The organism is Actinomadura nitritigenes (assembly GCF_017573545.1).
Taxonomy (GTDB): Bacteria; Actinomycetota; Actinomycetes; order Streptosporangiales; family Streptosporangiaceae; genus Spirillospora; species Spirillospora nitritigenes.
The window spans coordinates 100068-121357 of sequence record NZ_JAGEOK010000019.1 but is presented as its reverse complement, the minus strand read 5'-3'; the positions used below and the strand labels follow the sequence as shown (position 1 = coordinate 121357).

Below are 21290 nucleotides of genomic sequence, written 5' to 3'. Positions count from 1 at the left end.
GCACCCCGTAGGGGGACGATCCTCCACACCCTCCGGTTCGCTTCGCTCATTCTCGTCCCTTCCACGTGCGGTCCAGGTGTGCGGTGATCGCCTCGGTGACCACTTCCGGGCGTTCGGCGCCGGCGAGGTGCCCGGCGCCGTCGACCACGACCAGTTCGGCGCCCGGGATGCCCTCGGCGAGCCGGTCGGCGTGCCCGCGCGGCGGGGTGGGGCCGTCCTGCGCACCGGCGATCACCAGCGTCGGCGCGGTGACGTCGCCGAGCAGCGCGGTCGCGTCGTAGGAGGCGAGCGCGTCGCAGCAGCCCGCGTAGCCTTCGGGGTCGGTCTCGCGGAGCATCGCGACGTACGGGTCCGCGCCGGTGAACCCGGGGGTGAACCAGCGTCCGGCGGCCGTGGCGGCGACCGGCTCCACCCCTTCGCGGCGGACGAGCGCCGCGCGCTCCCGCCACGGCCCCGGGTCGCCGAAGCGGGGCGACGTGCAGCACAGGACGAGGCTCGCGACGCGCCGCGGAGCGAGAAGCGCGAGGGCGGTGCCGACGGCGCCGCCGAGCGACACCCCGGCGTACGCGGCCTCGGCGATCCGGAGGCGGTCGAGCAGCAGGGCGACCCCGGCGGCGAGGCCCTCGACCGTGTACGGGCCGGGGGACGACGGCGCGCCGCCGTGCCCCGGCAGGTCGTAGCGCAGCACCCGCCACCTGCGCGTCAGCGCCGGGAGCTGCGGCAGCCACAGGTCCGACGAGGTGCCGAGCGACGGGCCGAGGACGACGACGGGCGCGTCCGGCGGCCCGTCGAGGCGGTGCTGCGGGATCCCGAAGTGCAGGGTTCCCGGGTGGGGGGTCATGCGCGGCTCCTCCGGTAGGCGTCGAGGGCACGGTCGGCCAGGGCGGCGGCCGCGCCGGTGCCGGGGTCGTCTCCGAGGACGTCCAGCAGGCCGCCGAGGTTCGCGCGCATCCGGTCCGCCGACACCTCCAGGCCGCAGACGAGTTCCGCCGCGGTCTCGGCGGCGCCGCCGGTCAGCCGCAGGCACTCGCGCAGCGGCTGCCATTCGGCGTGCCACTCCCCCGCCGGGCGCTCCAGCGGCGCGGCCTGCGCGGCGAGGACGACCTGCGCGTACGCCGGGACCTGCAGCGCCGCCGACCGGACGAGGGCCGACAGCGCCGGGTTGCGCTTGTGCGGCATCGACGACGAGCCGCCGCGCCCGGGACCGGCGGCCTCGGCCACCTCGCCGACCTCGCTCTGCGCGAGCAGCCACACGTCGGTGGCGATCTTGCCGAGGGCGCCGGCGGTCGCCGCGAGCGCCGAGGCCAGGTCCGCGACCGGGGTCCGGCGGGTGTGCCACGGCAGGAGCGGCGCGTCCAGGCCGGTCTCCTCGGCGAACGCGGCGACCAGGTCGAACGCCCGGCCGCCGTAGGCGTCCAGCGTGCCGGCGGCGCCGCCGAGCTGGACCGGCAGCGCGACCGCCGCCAGCCGCTCGCGCGCCTCCAGGCAGCCGAGCAGCCAGTTCGCCGCCTTCGCGCCGAACGTGGTGGGCAGCGCCTGCCGGCCGAGCGTGCGCGCCGCCATCGGGGTGTCGCGGTACCGCGCCGCGGTCCCGGCCAGCGCGTCCAGTGCCCGGTCGAGGTGGGCGAGGACGACGCGCCTGGCCCGGGCCGCGACGAGCATGGCGCCGGTGTCGGCGATGTCCTGGCTGGTGGCGCCCCGGTGGACGTGCTCGCCCGCCGCGCCGGCGAGGCCGCGCAGGTCGGCGACCAGTGGGACGACCGGGTTCCCCGATCCGCGGGCCCGGCGCGCCACGTCCGCCGCGTCGATCCCGCCGGACGCGCCGCTCGCGGCGGCCGCGGTGATCGTCTCCGCCGCCGCGGCCGGGATGATCTCCAGGCGGGCCTGCGCCCGGGCGAGCGCCGCCTCGGCGTCCAGCATCGCCGCCAGGTACGCGGCGTCGCCCGTGGCCGCCTCGGCCTCCGTCCCGGCCCGCACGGGCGACAGCAGCCCCGCGTCGGGCGACGGCCCCTCGGAGGACGGCGACGTCTCAGAGGGCGGCGTCTCAGAAGGCAAGGAAGACCGTCTCCCCCTCGCCCTGCAGCCGCACGTCGAACCGGTACGTCCGGTCGCCCTCCCGTTCGGCGACGAGCGTCCCGCGGCGGTCCGCCGGGACCTCCGCGAGCAGCGGGTCGGCGGCGTGCGCGGCCTCGTCCTCCGGGAAGTAGATCCGGGTCGCGACCGGCTTCAGCAGCCCCCGCGCGAACACCAGGAGCGCGATGTAGGGCGCGCCCGCCCCGACCGCGCCCGGCTTCACCGTGGTGAACCAGAACCCGCCCGCCGGGTCGGTGCCGCACCGCCCGAACCCGGAGAAGTCATGGCCCTCCCGGACGATGCCGCCCGGCCGCCGCGGGATCTCGCCGTTCTCGTCGGCCTGCCAGATCTCCAGCAGCGCGTCCGGCACCGGCTCGCCCGCGCCGTCGAGCACCCGCCCCCGCACGGTGATCGCGTCCGGCCGCCACGCGGGGGCGACCCGCGGACCGGCCTCGTACGGCAGCGCGTAGCCGTAGAACGGGCCGACGGTCTGCGAGGGCGTGGTCTTCGCCGACGTGCTGTTCGCGGGCACGGTCATCACGCCTCCATCGGGGTGTCGCCCAGCACGATGTCCCACTGGAACCCCAATGCCCACTCCGGCTTGGTGAGATCCATGTCGAACCGCGAGATCAGCTTCTCGCGGTCCTTCTGCTCGGGGATCGACTGGAAGATCGGGTCGAACGGGAACAGCGGGTCGTCCGGGAAGTACATCTGCGTGACGAGCCGCTGGGTGAAGGCGGTGCCGAACACCGAGAAGTGGATGTGCGCCGGCCGCCACGCGTTGTGGTGGTTGCCCCACGGGTAGGCGCCCGGCTTGATCGTGATGAACCGGTAGCGGCCCTCGTCGTCGGTGAGGCACCGGCCCGCGCCGGTGAAGTTCGGGTCCAGCGGCGCGGGGTGGATGTCGCCGAGGTGGTCGTAGCGGCCCGCGGAGTTCGCCTGCCAGACCTCCACGAGCGCGTTCCGCACCGGGCGGCCCGCTCCGTCCAGCACCCGCCCGGTCACGATGATCCGCTGGCCGAGCGGCTCGCCCGAGTGCTGGACGGTCAGGTCGTGGTCCAGCCGCCCGAGCTCCTGGTGGCCGAAGACCGGCGAGGCCAGCTCGACGCTGTCCGGGCCGAGCTTCGGCATGATCAGCTCCTGCGCCGGGGCGCGGAGCACCGTGCTCTTGTAGCCCGGATACAGGTACGGGGGATGCGTCATGCGCTCGTTCCTTCCTCGGCGTGCTCCGCCGGTGCCGCCCCGGTCGCGGCGCGGCGGCGCCCGCTCCTCCGTGATCCCGGCAGGGCCGCCTGCGCCGTCCGCACTGCCCTCAACCCTGGCAGCCGCCGGCGACGGCGGCCTACCCGAGTTTCCGCTGAACGGAAAATCAGGGCCGCCGTCAGCACCGGACGCGGCCGGCCCCCGTTGCCGAGGAACTCCCCCACACGGGCACCGACCGGCGCCCCACGTGTCCCCGGACGTGGTTCAGAGGGTCTCGGGCAGGCCGAACACCGGGAACAGCGACGTGTCGAAGAACGCCGACACCTGCGCCACCCCCTCGCCGGTGACGGCGAGCACCTGGAGCTGGAACGGCCGGTGCACGCCCTCCGCGTCGCGCCGGTACATGCCGAAGGCGGGCTGCCCGTTGGCGGACGCCGGCACCATCCGCAGCTCCCCCGGCTCGGGCCCGCACTGCGCCTTGATGAGCCGGACGATCGTGTCCGCGCCGACGAACCACTGGGGGAAGGGCGGCATCTCCCAGACCGCGTCCTTCCTGAAGAGCTCCAGCAGCGCGTCCACGTCCGCGTCGTCGAACGCCTTCGCGTACCGCTCGAGCAGGTCGCGCTGGTCCGGGTCGGTGGGCTCGACCAGCTCGTCGCGCAGCGGCGCGGTCTCCTCCAGCTGCGCCCGCGCCCGCTGCAGCGCGCTGTTGACGGCCGCGGTGGAGGTGCCGAGCAGGTCGGCGGCCTCGGCCGCCTTCCACTTCAGGACGTCCCGCAGGATCAGCACGACCCGCTGCTTGGCGGGCAGGTGCTGGAGAGCGGCGACGAAGGCGAGCCGGGTGCTCTCGCGGGCGGCGACGATGGTGGCGGGGTCGGCCGCGTCCGCGCCGAGCACCGCGTCGGGCGCCGGCTCCAGCCACGGCACCTCCGGCGAGGCGACGACGGGGCGCTCCGGCTCGTCGCTGGGAGCGCCCAGCCCGGACGGCATCGGGCGGTGGCCGCGCTGGTCGATCGCGGTCAGGCAGACGTTCGTCGCGATCCGGTAGAGCCACGTCCGCAGGGACGACCGCCCCTCGAAGCCCTCGTAGGAGCGCCAGGCGCGCAGGTACGTCTCCTGGACGAGGTCCTCGGCGTCGTGGATCGACCCCAGCATCCGGTAGCAGTGCGCCAGCAGCTCCCGCCGATACGGGTCGGCCAGCTCCTGAAAGTCCCGGTCCGTCTCTTTGGTGCTGTTCGCCATGGTGGTCATCACCTTCGCTCGGCTGCGTCACTGTGGCGGCGCTCACACGGCCGCCTCACACCCCCGACCGTAGGCGACCCCACCGACAGAACACACGGATTCCACCGATCCTACGCCCGACCTGCGCTTTCGCCGGGAGGAACGGCGGCCGCCCGCACCGTCCGCACCGTCAGCCGGCGCCCTCGCGGAGGTCCGCCACCAGCCCCGCGAACGCCGCGCGCGTCAACACGATCACAGGCCCCGCCGCGTCCTTCGAGTCCCGGACGAGCACCCCGGCCCGCCCGCTCGCGACCTCGACGCACTCGGCCTCCCGGCTCGCCGACGCCTTGCGCCAGCGCGGGGCCCCGGCGGCCCGTTCAGGAGCGTCGGCGGGCGCGGCTCCATGGGATGGGGAGCCAGACCGCTGGACCAGTGACACCAGAGCCTCCCACCGGCCTCACCGAGGCCGTTTCGCATATCGACAGGCGCCAACGCCCGTTGCTTACCCAAAGCGACCGACGAGCACTCTCGGTAGCGGTCGCGGATCTTGGCAGGAAGATTTGTACCAGTTCCGGGGCCTCCGAGGCCGCCGCAATGCGACTCTCGGCACCGGGATCGTCCGCGACACGGCCGGCATGCCTCCGCCACCGGGCCGGCGGACGGCCGACGGTCACGTCATCGAAGCGATGATCTCTTCAATGAAGCGACCCGTCTCGCCGGGGGGGCACGGCCAGCTGCCGCAGGTTCTCGTACGCCGCCCGGTAGGCGGTGATCCTCGAGTCCGGGTCCATGACGGTGACGTCGGTCTGCTCCAGGTAGAGGACGTCGTTCACCCGGGCGTCGGCGAACTCGAGAACGGTGAACCCCCCTCCCATGCCGAAATGGGCACCCTTGGAGAAGGGGATGACCTCGATCGACACATAAGGCTTCTCGAGCATGCCGAGAAGGTGCTGCAGCTGCCGGGGCATGACGCCGGGGTCGACCTGTCCCCCCACCCTGCGGTGGAGCGCCGCCTCGTCCACCACCATCGATACCCGCGGCGGCTCGTTCTGCGCGAAGATCTCCTCCTGCCGCCGCATCCGCACCTCCACCACGACGTCGCGCTGGTTCGGAGTCGGAACGAACTCGATCGTCACCGCGTTCGCGTACTCCTCGGTCTGAAGAAGTCCGGGCACCAGCAACGGCTGGAAGCTGCGGATGATCGAGGCGCCGTTCTCGTACCCGATGTACCTGAGGTATTCGGGCGCCAGCTCGTTCTTGTAGAGCGCCCACCAGCCGCGCTGGCGGGCATCGCGGGCGATTTCGGTCAGCTTCGCGACCTGCGCGTCACCGTCCTGAATTCCGTAGTGGCGCAGCAGCGCGTGCAGATCCGTCGTGGAGACGCCGACGGCTCCGCCCTCGATGCGGATCAGTTTCGAGGTCGACCAGTCGAGCGCGGCAGCCACCTGCTCCTGAGTCACGCCGTTCTCCTGCCGGAGGCGCTGCAGCTCACTCGTCAGGATCGCGCGCTGGACCACCGGCCCAGGCCGGGAGGGCACGCCCATGCTCACCCCTCTGCTCGCCCTGGCGAAGCGGCACATCACCGAACGCCGCCTCGCGGGATGCTCCCATTAAAACAGCGATGTGGCAGTTTGCCAGACCCACCGCACCAGGTCGCACATTGCAGCGAGACAAGAGCGGAAAGCGCTTCGGTACCTCACGCTCCTTCCCAGGAATCCCACCAGGCGCCTTCCTTTCGACTGTTCACCCGAAGATGGCGCGTCATCGAGCACTCCGCCTGCTTGCACACCGCCACTCGTCCCGATGCGATGCCGCACCGCGCATGACGCTCGGTTGCCACTTATCGCGACGACAGGCGGAGAAAAAGATTCTTGCGATCTGCGGCGCACAGATCTGCGCCAGGCAATCAGCCGTGGGCAGGGGCCTCTCGGCGGGTCTGCGCATAATAGTGGGCGGAGATGAACACGCCACCCGCGGGCCGATGAAAACCACCAGAAGCCCGTGACGACAGCAGCGGGACCCCTGCTGTAACAGGAGTCCCGCATGTGACCGTAGCAGCCATTCCAGAAAGGCTTCGATCCTCAATGAGGATACGACGCGCGCACGACCGGAAGCCAGCGTCACGGGACGCTTCCGTCATGCAGGCGCACTTCACGGGAGCGTGGGCGCCGGGTCCGGCCGTGCCCTCCGATCCGCGGCACTACACGTTCCTCCTCGCCGTGGACGTGGTCGGGTTCGGCGCGCCGGGCCGGGACGAGGCGATCCAGGAGGAGCTCCGCGGAGCGACGTACGAGTTGCTGGAGCGGGCCCTCGAGATGACCCGCCTGCCCTGGCGGGCCTGCCATGTCGAGGACCGGGGCGACGGGGCCCTCGTCGTCCTGCCGCCGGGCATGCCCGGCCATCTGCTCCTCGATCCGCTCGCGCACCACCTCGGGGCCATGCTGCGGCACTCCAACCGGTGCCGGAGCGACGCCGCGCGGCTGCGGTTGCGGGTGGCGGTGACGGCCGGCCTCGTGCGATGGGACGGGCGCGGGGTGGCCGGGCACGCCGTGATCCACCTGTTCCGGTTGCTGGAGGCGCCGGCCTTCAAGGAGGCGATCGAACTGTCCGGTTCGGACGTCGGCGTGATCGTCGGCGACCGGATGTTCGAGGACGTGACGGGCAGCGGCGCGTACGTGGAGCGGGAGCGGTACCGGCCGGTCCACGTGGTCTGCAAGGAGACCAAGGCGACGGCGTGGCTGTGGACCTCGGGCTCCGGCCCCGTGTAGGGCGGCCGCGGACCTCCACGCGATCTCCACAAGTGCCGCACATGTCGCACCTTTTCGGGCGGGAGCGTGGGGGCATGCGCGTGAAGATGATCCTGCCCGCCCTGACCGAGGCGTCGTCCCCGTTCTTCCGGCCGATCAAGTACTCGCTCTTCCCGCCGCTCGGGCTCGCCACGCTCGCCGGGTATCTCGACCCGGACGACGACGTGACGATCACCGACGAGCACGTCCAGAAGGTCGATCTGTCCGACGAGCCGGACCTCGTGGTCATCCAGGTGTACATCACGTCCGCGCGGCGGGCCTACGAGTTGGCGGACCACTACCGCGCGCGGGGCGCGTACGTGTGCCTCGGCGGGCTGCACGTGACGTCGCTGCCGGACGAGGCGGCGGCGCACGCCGACACGGTCTTCTGCGGGCCGGGCGAGGACACCTGGCCGCGCTTCCTCGCCGACCTGCGCGCGGGGCGGCCGGCGCCGCGCTACGTCTCCGCGGAGCGGACGCTGGCCGGCCTGCCGCCGGTACGGCGGGACCTGATCGACCGGCGCCGGTATCTCGTGCCGAACTCGATCGTCGTGTCCCGGGGATGCCCGCACGTCTGCGACTTCTGTTACAAGGAGGCGTTCTTCGAGGGCGGCAAGTCGTTCTACACCCAGACCGTGGACGCGGCGCTCGCCGAGATCGACCGGCTGCCGGGCCGGCATCTGTACTTCCTCGACGACCACCTGTTCGGCAACGCGCGGTTCGCGGGGGCGCTGTTCGACGGGATGCGCGGGATGGGGCGGCTGTGGCAGGCCGCCGGGACGGTCCAGTCGGTGCTGCGGCCGGGGCTGCTGGAGAAGGCCGTGGAGTCGGGGCTCCGCAGCCTGTTCGTGGGCTTCGAAACGGTCAACACCGGCAATCTGGCCGAGCAGCGCAAGTGGCAGAACATCGACCGTGACTACGGCCAGGTGATCAGACGCCTGCACGACCACGGCGTCATGGTGAACGGAAGTTTCGTGTTCGGCATGGACCAGGACGACCCGAGCGTGTTCGAGCGGACGGTGGAGTGGGCGGTCGGCCAGGGCATCGAGACCGCCACGTTCCACGTGATGACGCCCTATCCCGGCACGCGGCTGTACGCCCGGATGGAAAAGGCGGGACGGATCCTGCACCGCGACTGGGACCGCTACGACACGCGTACGGTCGTGTTCAAGCCCGCCCGGATGACCGCGACGCAGCTGGAGGACGGATACTGGCGCGCCTACCGGGACTTCTACCGGTGGCGGAACATCGCGCGGGGCGCCGCGTCGAAGCCCACGCTGCGCGGCAAGGCCCGGCACGCCGCCTACGCGGGCGGGTGGAAGAAGTTCGAGCCGGCGTGGGACGTGGTGATCCGCGCGAAGCGGGCGGGTGCGGCGCTGCCGCTGCTGGAGTCGGTCCTGTCCGGCTTCGGGACCCGGCCCGCGGGCGCCCGCGCCGGCCGGCCCGCCGAGATGCCCGCCGAGATGCCCGCCGACCGGCCTGCGGCGGGGCGCGGCGAGCGGCCCGCGGGCGACACGCCGGTGACGATTGCGGAAACTCGGCTTTCCTGAAGCGGAAACACTTCCGTCGGAACGGGTATGCCTGCACCCTAGAGTGCACATCAGTCCGTTGCTTCAGGAGGGACCGTGATCGCGAGACCGGAGGGCGGCCCGCGCGTCGTCGTAGGGGTCGATGACTCCTCGGGGGCACGATGCGCGCTCTCCTGGGCGATCGGCGAGGCGCGGCTGCGCCGGCTGCCGCTGCTCGTCGCCCACTCCGCTCCGCTGCCGCCGCACGTCTCGGCGGCGGGCCAGCTCGGCTGCGGGATCACCGACGCGCTGCGCGGGTCGGGCGCCGAGCTCGTCGCCCGGCTGCTGGACGAGGTGAGCGGCGGCCCGCCGGACGGCGTGGAGATGACCGCGCTGGCGCTGGTCGGGGAGCCGGGGGCCACGCTGGTCCGGCTGGCGGGCGAGGACGACATCCTCGTCGTCGGGCACGGCACGCGGGGGCCGTTCTCGCGGCTGCTGCGGCCGTCGGTGCGGCTGCACTGCGCGCGCCGGGCGCGGGCGACGCTCGTGTGCGTGCGGCCGCCGGCGATCGGGACGCTGCCGGACTGCCTGATGCTCCGCGACGAGCCAGAGCACGTGCCCGACCGCTCGCGGTTCCGGTGGCTCGGCCGGGCGCTGCGGATCGCGCGCTGACCCGGAGCTCGGCCTCCCGGGCCCGCGCCGCATAGGCTGCGGGCATGCGCAAGTACGTGATCATCGGCGCCCAGGGCAGCGGGAAGGGGACGCAGTCGCTGCTGCTGGCGCGCGATCTCGACCTGGTCCACATCGGCGTCGGTGACATCTTCCGCTGGCATGTGCAGAACCACACCAAGCTCGGCGCGCAGGTGCGGCGGGCGATGGGGGCGGGCGAGCTGGTCGGCGACGACCTCGTCGAGGGCGTCGTCCGGGACAGGCTCGAGCAGCACGACTGGAACTACGGGTTCATCATCGACGGGTTCCCGCGCAGCAGGCGGCAGGCGGAGTTCTTCCTGGAGAGCTACGACATCGACGGGGTGATCCACCTGGACCTGCCGGACGACGAGGTCCGGCGCCGGGTCCTGGCGCGCAGGCTGTGCTCCGAGTGCGGGATGGACTACAACCTGATCGCGGACCGGCCCACCCAGGAAGGCCGGTGCGACGTGTGCGGCGGGGAGCTCGTCACGCGGGAGGACGACACCGAGGAGGCCGTGACGGAGCGGCTGCGGCTCTACCGGCGGAAGACCGCCCCGATCCTGGAGCTGTTCGCCCGCAAGGAGTACGTGGTGACCGTGGACGCGCGGCCCGGCATCGACGCGGTGCAGCGGACGCTGCGGCACAAGCTCGGCCTGCCGGCGCCCCGATGAGCCCCGGTCCGCCGCATTGAGCCCCGGTCCGCCGCGCGGTGGTCCGGCCCGTCCCGCGATGATCCCGCCCGAAGCCGCGCCGTCCCCGGTCGTGGAGCTGGACGACGCCCGGTTCGCGCGGCGCGGCCTCCGGCTGTTCCTGAAGCGCGACGACCTCGTCCATCCCGAGCTTCCGGGCAACAAGTGGCGCAAGCTCCGGCACAACATCGGCCCCGCCCGCGAGCACGGGACGCTGCTGACGTTCGGCGGGGCGTACTCCAACCACCTGCGGGCGACGGCGGCGGCCGGGGACGTCTTCGGGTTCGCGACCATCGGGGTGGTGCGGGGCGAGGAGCACCTGCCGCTCAACACCTCGCTCGCGTACGCCGCGAGCCGGGGCATGCGGCTCACCTACCTGGACCGGACGGCGTACCGGCGCAAGCACGAACCGGACGTGGTCGCCGCGCTGCGGGAGCGGTGGGGCGACTTCTACCTGCTGCCGGAGGGCGGCAGCAACGCCCTGGCGGTCCGGGGCTGCGCGGAGCTGGGGGCCGAGTCGGCCGGCTTCGACGTCGTCTGCTGCCCGTGCGGGACGGGCGGGACGCTGGCGGGCCTCGCGGCCGGGCTGCCGCCGGACGCGCGCGCCCTCGGCTTCTCCGTGCTCAAGGGCGGTTTCATGGAGGCCGAGGTGGAGCGGCTCCAGCGCGAGGCGTACGGGGATCGGCGCGGGTCGTGGCGCGTCGAGCACGGTTTCCACTTCGGCGGCTACGCCCGGACGTCCCCGGAACTGGACGGTTTCATCGGCGACTTCGCGGCCCGGCACGGGCTCGTCCTCGACAGGGTCTACACGGCGAAGATGATGTTCGGGATCGTCGCGCTCGCCGAGCGCGGCGCGTTCCCGGAGGGCACGCGGATCCTGGCGGTCGTCACCGGCTGACCGCCCCGGCGTCGCGCTCGCCGGGGCGGTGCCGCACGTGCGGGGCGCGCGCGGGCGCCCGCGGGCGCCCGCCTCAGGCCGGAGGGAGGTCGACCAGCGACGCCAGGGCCGCGCGGTGGCGGTCGGCGGCGCCGAGCGCGATCGAGTCGGCCTTGGCCCGCTTGAGGAACAGGTGCGAGGAGTTCTCCCAGGTGAAGCCGATGCCGCCGTGCATCTGCACGCACTCCTCGGCTGCCTTCAGCGCGACCGCCGAGCAGTGCGCCTGGGCGACTGCGACGGCCACCGGCAGGTCCGCATCGCCGGAGGCCGCGCAGGACGCGGCGTACCGGGCGACGGCGCGGGCCTGCGTGATGGACGTCCACAGGTCGGCGAGCCGGTGCTTGAGGCCCTGGAAGGAGCCGACCGGACGGCCGAACTGGTACCGGTTCTTGACGTAGGCGACGGTGTCGTCCAGGCACCGCTGGGCGAGCCCGAGCTGCTCGGACGCCAGCATCGCCGCGCCGGTCAGCAGCGCGGCGCGGACCGCGCCGCCGCCCTCCGCGACGCGCCGCGCGGGCGCCCCGGAGAGGGCGATGTCGGCCAGGCGCCGGGTCATGTCGAGCGAGGTGACGGCGGTGCGGGCGGCGTCGGCGGCGTCCACCGCGTACAGGCCGTCGCCGGCCGGCACGAGCAGCACGTCGGCGGCGAGGCCGTCGGCGACCCCGGCGACCTCGCCGGTCAGCGTCCCGTCCGCCGCCCGGACGGTCGGGGCGGCGTCGCCCGGCGGCGTCGCGAACGGGACGGCGAGCACCGCGATCCTCTCCCCGGACGCCAGGGACCCGAGCAGCTCCCGCTCCCCCGCCGCCAGCAGCGCCGCCGTCGCGATGACGGAGCTGGTCAGGAACGGGACGGGCGCGACGGCGCGGCCGAGCTCCTCCATGACGACGGCGGTCTCGCGCCAGGTGGCGCCGGCGCCGCCGAGGTCCTCGGGGACGGGGAGCCCGGCGCAGCCGAGCTGCCCGGCGACGGCCCGCCACAAAGCCGCGTCGTAGGGCTCGTCCTTCTCGGTGCCGGCGAGGACGGCGGCCCAGGGCGCCTTGTCGTCGAGCAGCTCGCGGACGCCGGCGCGCAGGTCGTTCTCGATCTCGGAGTAGAGCAGGTCACTCACTTGGGCAGGTCCTTCCACGCCACGTCCTTGTCGACGCGGATCTCACCGGGCAGGCCGAGGACGCGCTCGGCGATGATGTTGCGCAGGATCTCCGAGGTGCCGCCCTCGATGGAGTTGCCCTTGGCGCGCAGGTAGCGGTAGCCGGGCGAGCGGCGGGTGAAGTCGACCTCGGTGGGGCGGCGCATCGTCCAGTCGTCGTAGCGCAGTCCCTCGTCGCCGAGCAGTTCCAGCTCCAGGCCGGAGACCTCCTGGTTGAGCTTGGCGAAGGCGAGCTTGGCGCCGGACCCCTCGGGGCCGGGCTGCCCGGCGGTGAGCTGCTGGCGCAGCCGCTCGCCGGTGAGCCGGGCGGCCTCGGTCTCCACCCAGGCGCGCAGGACGGCGTCGTGCAGGCCGGGGGTGCGCAGCTCGGGGCGGTCGCGCCACAGGGACGCGACGACGCCGATCATCCCGCTCTCGCGCGGCGTGGCGGCGCCACCGATCGCGACGCGCTCGTTCATCAGCGTGGTGGTGGAGACCTGCCAGCCCTGGCCGACCTCGCCGAGCCGGTGCTCGTCGGGGATCGCGACGTCGGTGAGGAAGACCTCGTTGAACTCGGCCTCGCCGGTGATCTGCCGCAGCGGCCGGACCTCGACGCCGGGGGCGGTCATGTCGCAGACGAAGTAGGTCATGCCGCGGTGCTTGGGCACGTCCGGGTCGGTGCGGGTGACGAGGATCGCCCAGCGGGCCTCGTGCGCCATCGACGTCCAGACCTTCTGGCCGTTGACGATCCAGCGGTCGCCGTCGCGGACGGCGCGGGTGGCGAGCGCGGCGAGGTCGGAGCCGGCGCCGGGCTCGCTGAACAGCTGGCACCACCGCTCCTCGCCGGTCCACAGCGGGCGCAGGAGGCGGCGCTTCTGCTCCTCGGTGCCGAACGCGAGGATCGTCGGCGCGGCCATGCCGAGCCCGATGCCGTTGCGCTCGGGGTGGTTGGTCGGCGCCCCCGCCTTCGCGAACCGCCGGTCGACGGCGGGCTGCAGGGCGCGGGGGGCGCCGAGCCCGCCGAGCCCCTCGGGGTAGTGGACCCAGGCCAGGCCGGCGTCGAACCGGGCCCGCAGGAACTCCAGCGGTTCGGTGGCCGACGGGTCGTGGGCGGCGAGGAACTCGCCGACGCGCCTGCTCAGCTCGTCGGCGTCGGGCGGTGCAGTGCTCACAGGGCGAACCTCCGCGCGGGGTGCAGGGGTGGCGAACGGGCCACCGCGAACGAACATACCAACCGGTCGGTATGGCCCGTCCACCCTAAGAACCGGCACGGGGGCCGGTCAACCGCCCACGCGACCCGTTCTCCCTACCCGGCGGCGCCGAACGCGCGGGCGAAGCCCCGGTGGTCGTGGTAGTCGCGCGTCTCCACGATCAGGCCGTCCCGGACGCGCAGCACCTGGACGTTGGAGACGCGGAACTCGTGCCCGTTGGTCGCGATGCGGCCGTCGTAGTCGAACTCGGCCACGATCACCTCCGGATCGTCCGTCTCGTGCACCACGACGTCCCGGGCGCGCAGGTGGAGCGGTCCTTCGGCGGCCCTGCGGAAGTGCTCACCGATGATCGCGCGGCCCTCCAGGTGCGGCGGCGCCGGCGGGAGGGCGAACGGCTGGTCCACCACCGCGTCCTCGGCGTAGAGGTCCGCCAGCTCGTGCCAGCGGCCGGCGGAGATCCCGGCGCTCAGCCGCGCGAACACCTCGCGCGGAGTGGGGGCGGTCACGCCATCGCCTCCTCGAACGCCTGATGGTGGGCGTAGTCGCGGGACTCGACGATGCGCCCGCCCCGGACCCGCATGACGAAGACGTTCGGCACGACGAACTCGCGGCCCGTCTCGGTGTTGCGGCCCGCGTACTCGAACTCGGCCACGATCACCTCGGGGTCGGCGGTCTGGTGGACGACCACGTTGCGGGCCTCGAGCTCCACCGGGAGGGTCTCCAGCCGCGCGAAGTGCGCGCGCAGGGCCTCGCGGCCCTCCAGCCGGGACTCCGGGTGGGCGAACGGGTGCACGACCACCGCGTCCTCGGCGTACAGCTGCGGCAGCCCCTCGGGCCGCCGCGCGGTCACCCCGTCGATCACCCGCTGGAAGACGGCGCGGGGGGTGGCGAACTCGGACATGACTCTCTCCCGTACAATCGGAGTTTCTGCTCCGCATCCGAAAATACGGAGCCTGCACTCCACTTGTCAACGGGAAGGCCGTGATGACGACGACCTCGTCCGGGAAGCCGCTGCGCGCCGACGCCCTGCGCAACCGCGCCAAGGTCCTGGCCGCGGCCGAGGACGTGTTCGCCGCGCAGGGCACGTCCGCCTCGACCGAGGAGGTCGCGCGCCGCGCCGGAGTCGGGATCGGCACGGTCTTCCGGCACTTCCCCACCAAGGAGTCGCTGCTGGAGGCCGTGCTCGTCGCGCTGCTGGACCGGCTGGCCGGCGAGGCGCGGGAGCTGGCGTCGGCCGCCGACCCCGGCGAGGCGTTCTTCGGCTTCTTCGCCCGGGTGGTCTCCCAGGCGACGACCAAGCAGGCCCTCACCGAGGCGCTGGCCGAGGCCGGCGTCGACGCCCGCGCCGCCACCGGACGCACCGGACCGGACGTGAAGGACGCGATCGGCGCCCTGCTGGAGCGGGCCCAGCGGGCCGGGGCCGTCCGCGCGGACATCGGGCCGAACGAGGTCACCGCGCTGCTCGCGGGGATCTCCTTCGCCGCCGGGCGGGCCGGCGGCAGCGACGACGTCCTCCGGATCGCCTTCGACGGCCTGCGCCCGCGGGGCGGAGAGACGGATCAGGTGGCCGCGCGGAGGTAGTGCGCCCAGTACCCCTGCCACGGCCCGTAGCCCTCGGCGATCCGCTGCAGATCGGCGTCCGACAGCGGCCGCCCGTAGGCGCGCGACGCGGCGCCGCGCAGCGCCTTCTCCAGCGGCGTCTCCTCCATCCTGCCGAGGCCCCGGATGAGGACGAAGTTCGCCGACCAGGCGCCGACACCGGGCAGCGACAGCAGGAACTCCTTGACCTCGCCGTACGGGCCGGTGCGGAGGAAGTCCTCGTCCGTCCCGTGCCAGGCGTGCAGCGCGCCGTGCAGGTAGCGGCCCTTGCGCTGGTTGCCGACGAGCTCGGCGATCCGGCCCTCGGACAGCGTGACGAGCTGGTCGACGTCGGGGAACGCGACGTACTCGGCGCCGTCCACGGTGATCCGGTCGCCGAACTCGTCGCGCAGGGCGTGCTTGCCCCGCGCGGCGACGGACTGCGGCGCGCGCTGCGACAGGATCGCCCACACGAGGTTCTCCAGCGGCGTCGGGAACTTCACCTGGTGGTAGCCGTACAGCCGGTCGAGGACGGGCGCGAAGGCGGGATCCTCCCGGCCGATCGCGTAGAAGCCGGTGAGGTCGTCGCCGAGGCTGAGGTGGAACGCGATGCGGTCGGCGGCGGCGCGGACGACGTCCTCGGTGAGCGGCTCGGCGGCGTGCAGGGTCGCGCGCACGCCGTCGCCCGCCTGGACGACCCTCGCGGCGACCGTCCGGCCGGCGGCGCGCAGCGCCTTGGTGAGGGTTCCGCCGTCGATCGCCTGCTCGCCGGCGGTGGGCGCGAAACCGCACAGGAAGCGGAGCGCGGCGCCCAGGTCGAACGGCGGCGCCGCGGGCAGCTCCACGGTCTCGGTGAACAGGGGCGGGACGGTCATGGCCGGTCTCCTCGGCGAGGGCGGTGGGCGGGAGCGGGATGCGGGGCGTGTGACGGCGGCGTCAGGAGGCCAGCTCGGCGGGCAGGTCGTCGCGGTGCAGGACCGTCAGCGAGGTCACCGCGCGGGTCAGCACGACGTACAGCCGGGCCAGGCCGCGCGCCTCGGCGGCGGCGATCGCGGCGGGCTCGGCGACGATCACGTGGTCGTACTCCAGGCCCTTGGCCAGCGTCGCCGGGACGACGAGCAGCCGCGCGGCGCCGTCGGACTCCGGCCCGAGCAGCGAGGCGTCCAGCCCGGCCTCCGCCAGCGCCGCCGCGTGCGCGTCCGCGAGCGCGTCCGGCACGATCAGCCCGATCGAGCCCGCCCGGGCGAGGGCCTCCCGCGCGGCGTCCACCGCCGCGGCCACCACGTCGGGCACGCGCCGCACGTCCAGCGCGCCGGCGCCGGCGCGCAGGGACCGCGGCCTCTCCAGCTCGGGCGCGACGTGCGGGAGCAGCCGGGCGGCGTAGTCGAGAACGGTGCCGGGCACGCGGAAGCCGAGGGTCAGCTCGGTGACCTCGCCGTCCTGCCCGAGATGGGTCAGGACCTCCTTCCACGACCGCGCCGACCACGCCGTCGTCCCCTGGGCGAGGTCGCCGAGGACGGTCGCCGACCCGGTGCCGCAGCGGCGGCCGAGGGCGCGCAGCTGCATCGCCGACAGGTCCTGCGCCTCGTCCACGACCAGGTGCCCGAGCGAGGCGGTGCGCTCGATGAGGTCGGCCAGCTCGTCCAGGAGCGCGCGGTCGGCGGCGGTCCACTTCACCGAGCGGTGCGACCGGGCGGGCCTCTCCCACAGCAGCGCGGCCTGCTCCTCGGCGTCGAGGACGCCCTTGGCCGCGGCGCTCAGGAAGCCGGCGTCCGACAGCAGCCGGTAGAGGACCTGCTCGGGCGAGACCTTGGGCCACACCTGGTCGAGCAGCTGCTTGACCGGCCTGCTGCGCGCCACCTGGTCCTGGACGCGGTCGTCGGGGGCCTCGCCGCGCTGCTCCATCCGGACGAGGATCTGGTGCGCGAGCCGCTGCGCGAACGCGGCGCGGCCGCTGCCGTAGCGGGTGGTGCCGCGCAGCGCGGCCGCGATCTCCCGGACCTCGTGGTCGGCGAGCCGGTAGCGGGCGACGCCGCGGGTGACGACGAGGCCCTCCTCCGGCTTGCGGACGTGCAGCCACAGCGCCCTGCGCAGGACGCCGGCCATCCGCGCCTCGCCCTTGGCGGCCGACACCGCCGCGGGCTCCTCCCCCAGCGGCTCGCCGAGCAGGTCGTCGATGGTCGCCTGCTCGACCCTGACCTCGCCGAGCGCGGGCAGCACCGCCGCGATGTAGGCGAGGAACGCGCGGTTCGGGCCGACGATCAGCACCCCGGACCGCGACAGCCGCTCGCGGTGGGTGAACAGCAGGTAGGCGGCGCGGTGCAGGCCCACCGCGGTCTTCCCGGTGCCGGGGGCGCCCTGCACGCAGACGGTGCGGGGGAGGTCGGCGCGGACGATCACGTCCTGCTCCGGCTGGATGGTCGCGACGATGTCGCGCATCGGGCCGGTGCGGGGCCGCTCGATCTCCTCGGTCAGGATCCGGGAGGGGCCGGGCTCCGCGCCGCCGTCGAGGGGCTCGTCCTCGAAGGCGGTCAGCTCGCCGCCCTGGAAGCCGAAGCGGCGCCGCAGCCGCCAGCCCATCGGCTCGGCCGGGCCCGCCTGGTAGAACGCCCGCGACACCGGGGCGCGCCAGTCCAGCACCAGCGGGCGGCCCTCGTCGCCGTCGTGGACGTGCCGCCGCCCGACGTACATGACGGCGGGCAGGTCGGGGCCGTCGTCGCCGTCGCGGTCCATGCGCCCGAAGAACAGCGGGGTGTCGGGGTGGTCGGCGAGCGCCGCGACCCGCTGGTCGAGCAGCGACTCCAGGAACTGCTTGGACACCCAGTCCGCGGCGACGTCGGCGGACAGGCCTTCCGCGTGCTCGCGCATCCGGCGTAGCGCGGCGCGGGACTCGGCCAGGTGGGCGCGCTCGGCGGCGAGGATCGACGGTTCGGCGGGCATGCCGGAGGACCTCCTGAGGTGAGGGGTGGACGCGTGGCGGCGAAACCCACCACCTTACCGACGTCAGGACGACGCGCGCGGCCCCTTTTCGACGCGGGCCCGTAGGGGAGAATATGCAGGATTCGTAGGCATGAACGATCCGGTCGCCCCGCGCCCCGCATCGTCGCTGCGGTGCCCTCGCTCCCGCCGGTCAGGAGCGTCCGCCGTCCTCTCCGGAAGGGAGCCCCCGTGAAGCTGAAGGTCCACGAGACCGGCGGCGGCGACAGGACCGCCCTGCTGATCCACGGCGTCATGGCGTCGGCCGGCACCTGGTGCCGCGTCGCGCCGCTGCTCGCCGCGCGCGGCTACCGGGTCCTCATGCCGGACCTGCGCGGCCACGGGGAGAGCCCGCACGCCGCGGAGTACTCCCCCGAACTGTTCGCGGCCGACCTGGTGGAGTCCCTCCCCACCGGAGCGGACGTCGCCATCGGACACTCCCTCGGCGCGCTGTCGCTCTCCCTGGCCGCCGCGGACCTGCGTCCCGCCAAGGCCGTCTACAGCGACCCGGCGTGGAGGATCGGCGGCGACGTAGGCGCGGACCCTGAGGGGCTCGCCGCGTTCACCAAGCAGGCCACGGCGGAGCAGATCCGGACAATGTGCCCTAGATGGGCGGACGAGGACATCGCCGCCGAGCTGGACGGGTACGCGCGGTGGGACGTCGGCGCGGCCGCGTGGCTGCACGAGCCGGTCGACCTGGTCCCGGACCGCCCCGTCGTGCCGTCGCTGGTGCAGGCCGCGGGCGACCGGCGGCTGGTGCCGGACGATCTCGCCGCCGACCTGCGCGCGAAGGGGTTCGCGGTGACGCGGGTCGAGGGCACCGGCCACTGCGTGCACCGCGACGACCTCGACGGCTTCATGGCGTCGCTGGAGGGCTGGATCTGAGCGCCCCGCCGGCGGGCAGTTCCGCCGCGCGATGCCGGTGTCCCTTTCGCCGCGCGACGGCGGTGCGCCTTGCCGCGCGGCGCGGCCGTGTGTGACGTTGGCGCCATGGTGAGTCTGACGGGAAGGTCGGCGTTGGTCACGGGCGCCTCGTCCGGCATCGGCGCGGTCGTCGCGGAGGCGCTGGCCGAGGCGGGCGCGCGGGTCGGGCTGGTCGCGCGGCGCGAGGAACTGCTGGAGAAGACGCTCGCCCGCTGCCGCGAGCACTCCCCCGGTTCGGCGATGTGGGTCGCCGACCTCGCGGACCCGGACGCGGCCGCCGGGCTCGCGGCCGCCGTGGAGGCCGAGTTCGGCGGCGTGGACGTCCTGGTCAACAACGCGGCGATGCCGAAGCGGCGGCGCGTGCAGGACATGGCGCCCGCCGACAACGACGACGTGATGCGGCTGAACTACCTGTCGCCGGTGCGGCTGACGCTCGCGCTGCTGCCCGGGATGATCGAGCGGGGGCACGGGCACCTGGTCGCGATCGGGTCGGTCGCGGCGCGGCTCGGCCCGCCGCACGAGGCCGCGTACGGCGCGTCGAAGGCGGCGCTGACCGCGTTCTGGGAGAGCATGGCCGTCGACCTGGACGGGACGGGCGTGCAGGCGCACATCGTCCAGCCGGCGCTGGTCGACACCGACCTGTTCTCCCTGCCGGGCAACGAGCCGCCGCTCAGCGACCTGTCCGACGCGCTGCCGCCGCGGGAGGTCGCCGCGGCGGTGCTGGAGGTCATCGAGAACGGGCGGTTCGAGCGGTACGTGCCGGACTGGTTCGCCGAGATGGCGTCGGGCAAGGCCGCGGACGTCGAGGGGTTCATCGCGGGCGTCAAGGAGTGGACCCGCGAGCGGCTCCAGGCGCTCGGCGCCGGGCCGGCCTGACGGGGCTCACTCCAGGAAGCGCAGGGCGAGCCCGGTCAGCGGGCCGCGGTCGCCGTCGTCGGCGCGCTGCAGGACGCGCTGCGAGCCGTTGAGGACGAGCGCGCGCAGCGGGCCCGGCGGCAGCGGCACGGGCCGCTTGGCGGCCATCGGCAGGTCGAGCAGCCCGCCGTCGCGGTCGAGCAGCAGGTCGCGGGCGATCTTCGCGGTCAGGTGGCTCGGGCCGACGCCGTGGCCGGCGTACCCGAGCGCGTAGACGACGCGCCGCCCGCGGCCGAGCCGCCCGGCGTGCGCGAAGCAGTTGACGGTGCCGGCGACGGGACCGCACCAGCCGCGGTCGATCCGCACGTCGCCCAGCTGCGGGAACGTCCACCGGAACGTCTCCTCCAGCCGCCGGAACACCAGCGGCGACCGGTCCTGGCGCGGGTCGGGGCCGCCGGGCGCGAACGGCGCGTCGCGGCCGCCCCACAGGATCCGGCCGTCGGGGGTCGGCCGGTGGAAGTGCGGCATGATCCGCTTGTCCTCGACGCCCGCGCCGCCCTCCCAGCCGACCCGCTTCCACTGCTCGCCGGTCAGCGGCTCGGTCACGACGATCGAGGCGACGATGGTGAACAGCCAGCGCCGCAGCGCGGGCACCGCGTGCGCGTAGGCGTTGGTGGCCAGCAGCGCCCGGTCCGCCCTGACGTCGCCGCCGGGCGTGCGGGCCAGGACGTGCGTGCGGGGCAGGGCGAGGCTGTGCACGGGCGTCGACTCGAAGACCCGCACGCCGAGGCGGACGGCGGCGTCGCGCAGGCCGCGGGTGAGCGCGGCGGGGTCCACGAGCAGCGCGTCCTCCTCGAAGTGCCCGCACCGGATCCGGTCGCCGGCCACCAGCGCGCGGCATTCGGGGCCGCTGAGGTAGCGGAGGTCGTCCAGGCCGAGCCGCTGGGACGCCTCCAGGTCCTGGCGGATCCGCTCGTCCTGCTCGGGCCCGTTCGAGACCGTCAGCAGGCCGGGTCGGGTGAGGTCGGCGTCGATGCCCTCGTCGCGGACGAACGCGGCGATCTCGCGCAGGGTGCTCCGCATCGCCAGCCGGGTGGCGCGCGCACGCGCCGGGCCCGCCTTGCGGACCAGGTCGTGGAGGTTGCGGCCCACCATCGTCATGGCGAAGCCGCCGTTCCGACCCGACGCGCCGTACCCCGCCACGCGCTGCTCCAGCACGGCGACGTCCACGGACGGGTCGGCGTGCTTGAGGTGGATCGCGGTCCACAGGCCGGTGAAGCCGCCGCCCACGATGACGACGTCCACGTCCAGGTCGCCGTCGAGCGGCGGCGCGGGCTCGTAGGGCTTGCGCGACAGCCACAGGCTCCGCGTCCTCCAGTCCGCCATGACGTCCTCCGCCCGTCGCCGGCACGCGCATCGGTTGGCCGCGCGCACCCGTTGCCCGCGCGCGCACGCCTCAGTAGGGTGATGATCCGTCAGTGATCCACATCACACAAGGCCCGCGCTGCGGACC

Annotated in this window: 22 protein-coding genes; 8 read left to right on the top strand and 14 right to left on the bottom strand. The window is 74.1% G+C overall.

Annotation, left to right across the window (positions count from 1 at the left end; all coding sequences use genetic code 11):
* Positions 1-46: 46 nt before the first annotated feature.
* The 7 genes from J4557_RS28405 to J4557_RS28375 all read right to left on the bottom strand — a co-directional run bounded on the left by J4557_RS28405 (position 47) and on the right by J4557_RS28375 (position 6041).
* Positions 47-841, bottom strand: coding sequence for an alpha/beta fold hydrolase (locus tag J4557_RS28405; protein ID WP_208269813.1), 795 nt, complete (start codon positions 839-841; stop codon positions 47-49).
* The gene (locus J4557_RS28400) at positions 838-2055 is read right to left on the bottom strand and encodes a lyase family protein (RefSeq protein WP_243776461.1); all 1218 of its coding nucleotides are present in this window, start codon (positions 2053-2055) and stop codon (positions 838-840) included. The genes J4557_RS28405 and J4557_RS28400 overlap by 4 nt, the downstream gene beginning before the upstream one ends.
* Positions 2045-2611, bottom strand: coding sequence for a protocatechuate 3,4-dioxygenase subunit alpha (gene pcaG, locus J4557_RS28395; protein ID WP_208269812.1), 567 nt, complete (start codon positions 2609-2611; stop codon positions 2045-2047). Before pcaG ends, J4557_RS28400 begins: the two co-directional genes overlap by 11 nt.
* On the bottom strand, positions 2611-3276 hold the full coding sequence (gene pcaH / locus J4557_RS28390) for a protocatechuate 3,4-dioxygenase subunit beta (protein ID WP_208269811.1): 666 nt from the start codon (positions 3274-3276) through the stop codon (positions 2611-2613). Before pcaH ends, pcaG begins: the two co-directional genes overlap by 1 nt.
* Positions 3277-3540: 264 nt before the next feature.
* The gene (locus tag J4557_RS28385) at positions 3541-4527 is read right to left on the bottom strand and encodes a sigma-70 family RNA polymerase sigma factor (protein ID WP_208269810.1); all 987 of its coding nucleotides are present in this window, start codon (positions 4525-4527) and stop codon (positions 3541-3543) included.
* Between the two features lie 160 nt (positions 4528-4687).
* Positions 4688-4936: a DUF397 domain-containing protein gene (locus tag J4557_RS28380; protein ID WP_307800252.1), complete on the bottom strand. Its 249-nt coding sequence runs from the start codon at positions 4934-4936 to the stop codon at positions 4688-4690.
* 256 nt (positions 4937-5192) lie between these two features.
* A complete protein-coding gene (locus J4557_RS28375; RefSeq protein WP_208269809.1) occupies positions 5193-6041 on the bottom strand; it encodes a helix-turn-helix domain-containing protein in 849 nt (282 codons plus the stop codon).
* 594 nt (positions 6042-6635) lie between these two features.
* On the opposite strand from J4557_RS28375, the gene J4557_RS28370 reads away from it, so the two are divergent.
* The 5 genes from J4557_RS28370 (at position 6636) to J4557_RS28350 (ending at position 11068) form a co-directional block, all read left to right on the top strand.
* Positions 6636-7265 carry a hypothetical protein gene (locus tag J4557_RS28370; protein WP_208269808.1) on the top strand — a complete coding sequence of 210 codons (630 nt, stop codon included), beginning with the start codon at positions 6636-6638 and terminating at the stop codon, positions 7263-7265.
* Between the two features lie 74 nt (positions 7266-7339).
* Positions 7340-8833, top strand: a complete 1494-nt coding sequence (locus J4557_RS28365; RefSeq protein ID WP_208269807.1) for a B12-binding domain-containing radical SAM protein — start codon at positions 7340-7342, stop codon at positions 8831-8833.
* 75 nt (positions 8834-8908) lie between these two features.
* Entirely contained in the window at positions 8909-9463 is a 555-nt protein-coding gene (locus J4557_RS28360) for a universal stress protein (protein WP_208269806.1), read from the top strand.
* Positions 9464-9507: 44 nt separating this feature from the next.
* Positions 9508-10152 carry an adenylate kinase family protein gene (locus J4557_RS28355; protein WP_208269805.1) on the top strand — a complete coding sequence of 215 codons (645 nt, stop codon included), beginning with the start codon at positions 9508-9510 and terminating at the stop codon, positions 10150-10152.
* 58 nt (positions 10153-10210) lie between these two features.
* On the top strand, positions 10211-11068 hold the full coding sequence (locus tag J4557_RS28350; RefSeq protein ID WP_208269804.1) for a 1-aminocyclopropane-1-carboxylate deaminase/D-cysteine desulfhydrase: 858 nt from the start codon (positions 10211-10213) through the stop codon (positions 11066-11068).
* A 73-nt stretch (positions 11069-11141) separates the two neighbouring features.
* Here J4557_RS28350 and J4557_RS28345 read toward each other — a convergent pair whose 3' ends face one another.
* The 4 genes from J4557_RS28345 to J4557_RS28330 form a co-directional block, all read right to left on the bottom strand.
* On the bottom strand, positions 11142-12215 hold the full coding sequence (locus J4557_RS28345; protein WP_208269803.1) for an acyl-CoA dehydrogenase family protein: 1074 nt from the start codon (positions 12213-12215) through the stop codon (positions 11142-11144).
* On the bottom strand, positions 12212-13405 hold the full coding sequence (locus tag J4557_RS28340) for an acyl-CoA dehydrogenase family protein (RefSeq protein WP_307800251.1): 1194 nt from the start codon (positions 13403-13405) through the stop codon (positions 12212-12214). Before J4557_RS28340 ends, J4557_RS28345 begins: the two co-directional genes overlap by 4 nt.
* Positions 13406-13539: 134 nt before the next feature.
* Positions 13540-13950: a nuclear transport factor 2 family protein gene (locus J4557_RS28335; protein ID WP_208269801.1), complete on the bottom strand. Its 411-nt coding sequence runs from the start codon at positions 13948-13950 to the stop codon at positions 13540-13542.
* Entirely contained in the window at positions 13947-14345 is a 399-nt protein-coding gene (locus J4557_RS28330; RefSeq protein ID WP_208269800.1) for a nuclear transport factor 2 family protein, read from the bottom strand. The genes J4557_RS28335 and J4557_RS28330 overlap by 4 nt, the downstream gene beginning before the upstream one ends.
* Before the next feature lie 83 nt (positions 14346-14428).
* On the opposite strand from J4557_RS28330, the gene J4557_RS28325 reads away from it, so the two are divergent.
* Positions 14429-15025, top strand: coding sequence for a TetR/AcrR family transcriptional regulator (locus J4557_RS28325; protein WP_208269799.1), 597 nt, complete (start codon positions 14429-14431; stop codon positions 15023-15025).
* Here the strand turns inward: J4557_RS28325 and J4557_RS28320 are convergent.
* Positions 15004-15897 carry a DNA-3-methyladenine glycosylase family protein gene (locus J4557_RS28320; protein ID WP_208269798.1) on the bottom strand — a complete coding sequence of 298 codons (894 nt, stop codon included), beginning with the start codon at positions 15895-15897 and terminating at the stop codon, positions 15004-15006. The genes J4557_RS28325 and J4557_RS28320 overlap by 22 nt on opposite strands.
* A gap of 61 nt (positions 15898-15958) precedes the next feature.
* Positions 15959-17962, bottom strand: a complete 2004-nt coding sequence (locus J4557_RS28315) for a HelD family protein (protein ID WP_208269797.1) — start codon at positions 17960-17962, stop codon at positions 15959-15961.
* 228 nt (positions 17963-18190) lie between these two features.
* Here J4557_RS28315 and J4557_RS28310 point away from each other — a divergent pair, with 228 nt between their 5' ends.
* Together J4557_RS28310 and J4557_RS28305 are read left to right on the top strand one after the other, a co-directional pair.
* Positions 18191-18883, top strand: coding sequence for an alpha/beta fold hydrolase (locus tag J4557_RS28310; RefSeq protein WP_208269796.1), 693 nt, complete (start codon positions 18191-18193; stop codon positions 18881-18883).
* 105 nt (positions 18884-18988) lie between these two features.
* Positions 18989-19798, top strand: a complete 810-nt coding sequence (locus J4557_RS28305) for an SDR family NAD(P)-dependent oxidoreductase (protein WP_208269795.1) — start codon at positions 18989-18991, stop codon at positions 19796-19798.
* A gap of 6 nt (positions 19799-19804) precedes the next feature.
* Here J4557_RS28305 and J4557_RS28300 read toward each other — a convergent pair whose 3' ends face one another.
* Positions 19805-21163, bottom strand: coding sequence for an NAD(P)/FAD-dependent oxidoreductase (locus J4557_RS28300; protein WP_208269794.1), 1359 nt, complete (start codon positions 21161-21163; stop codon positions 19805-19807).
* Positions 21164-21290: the final 127 nt, after the last annotated feature.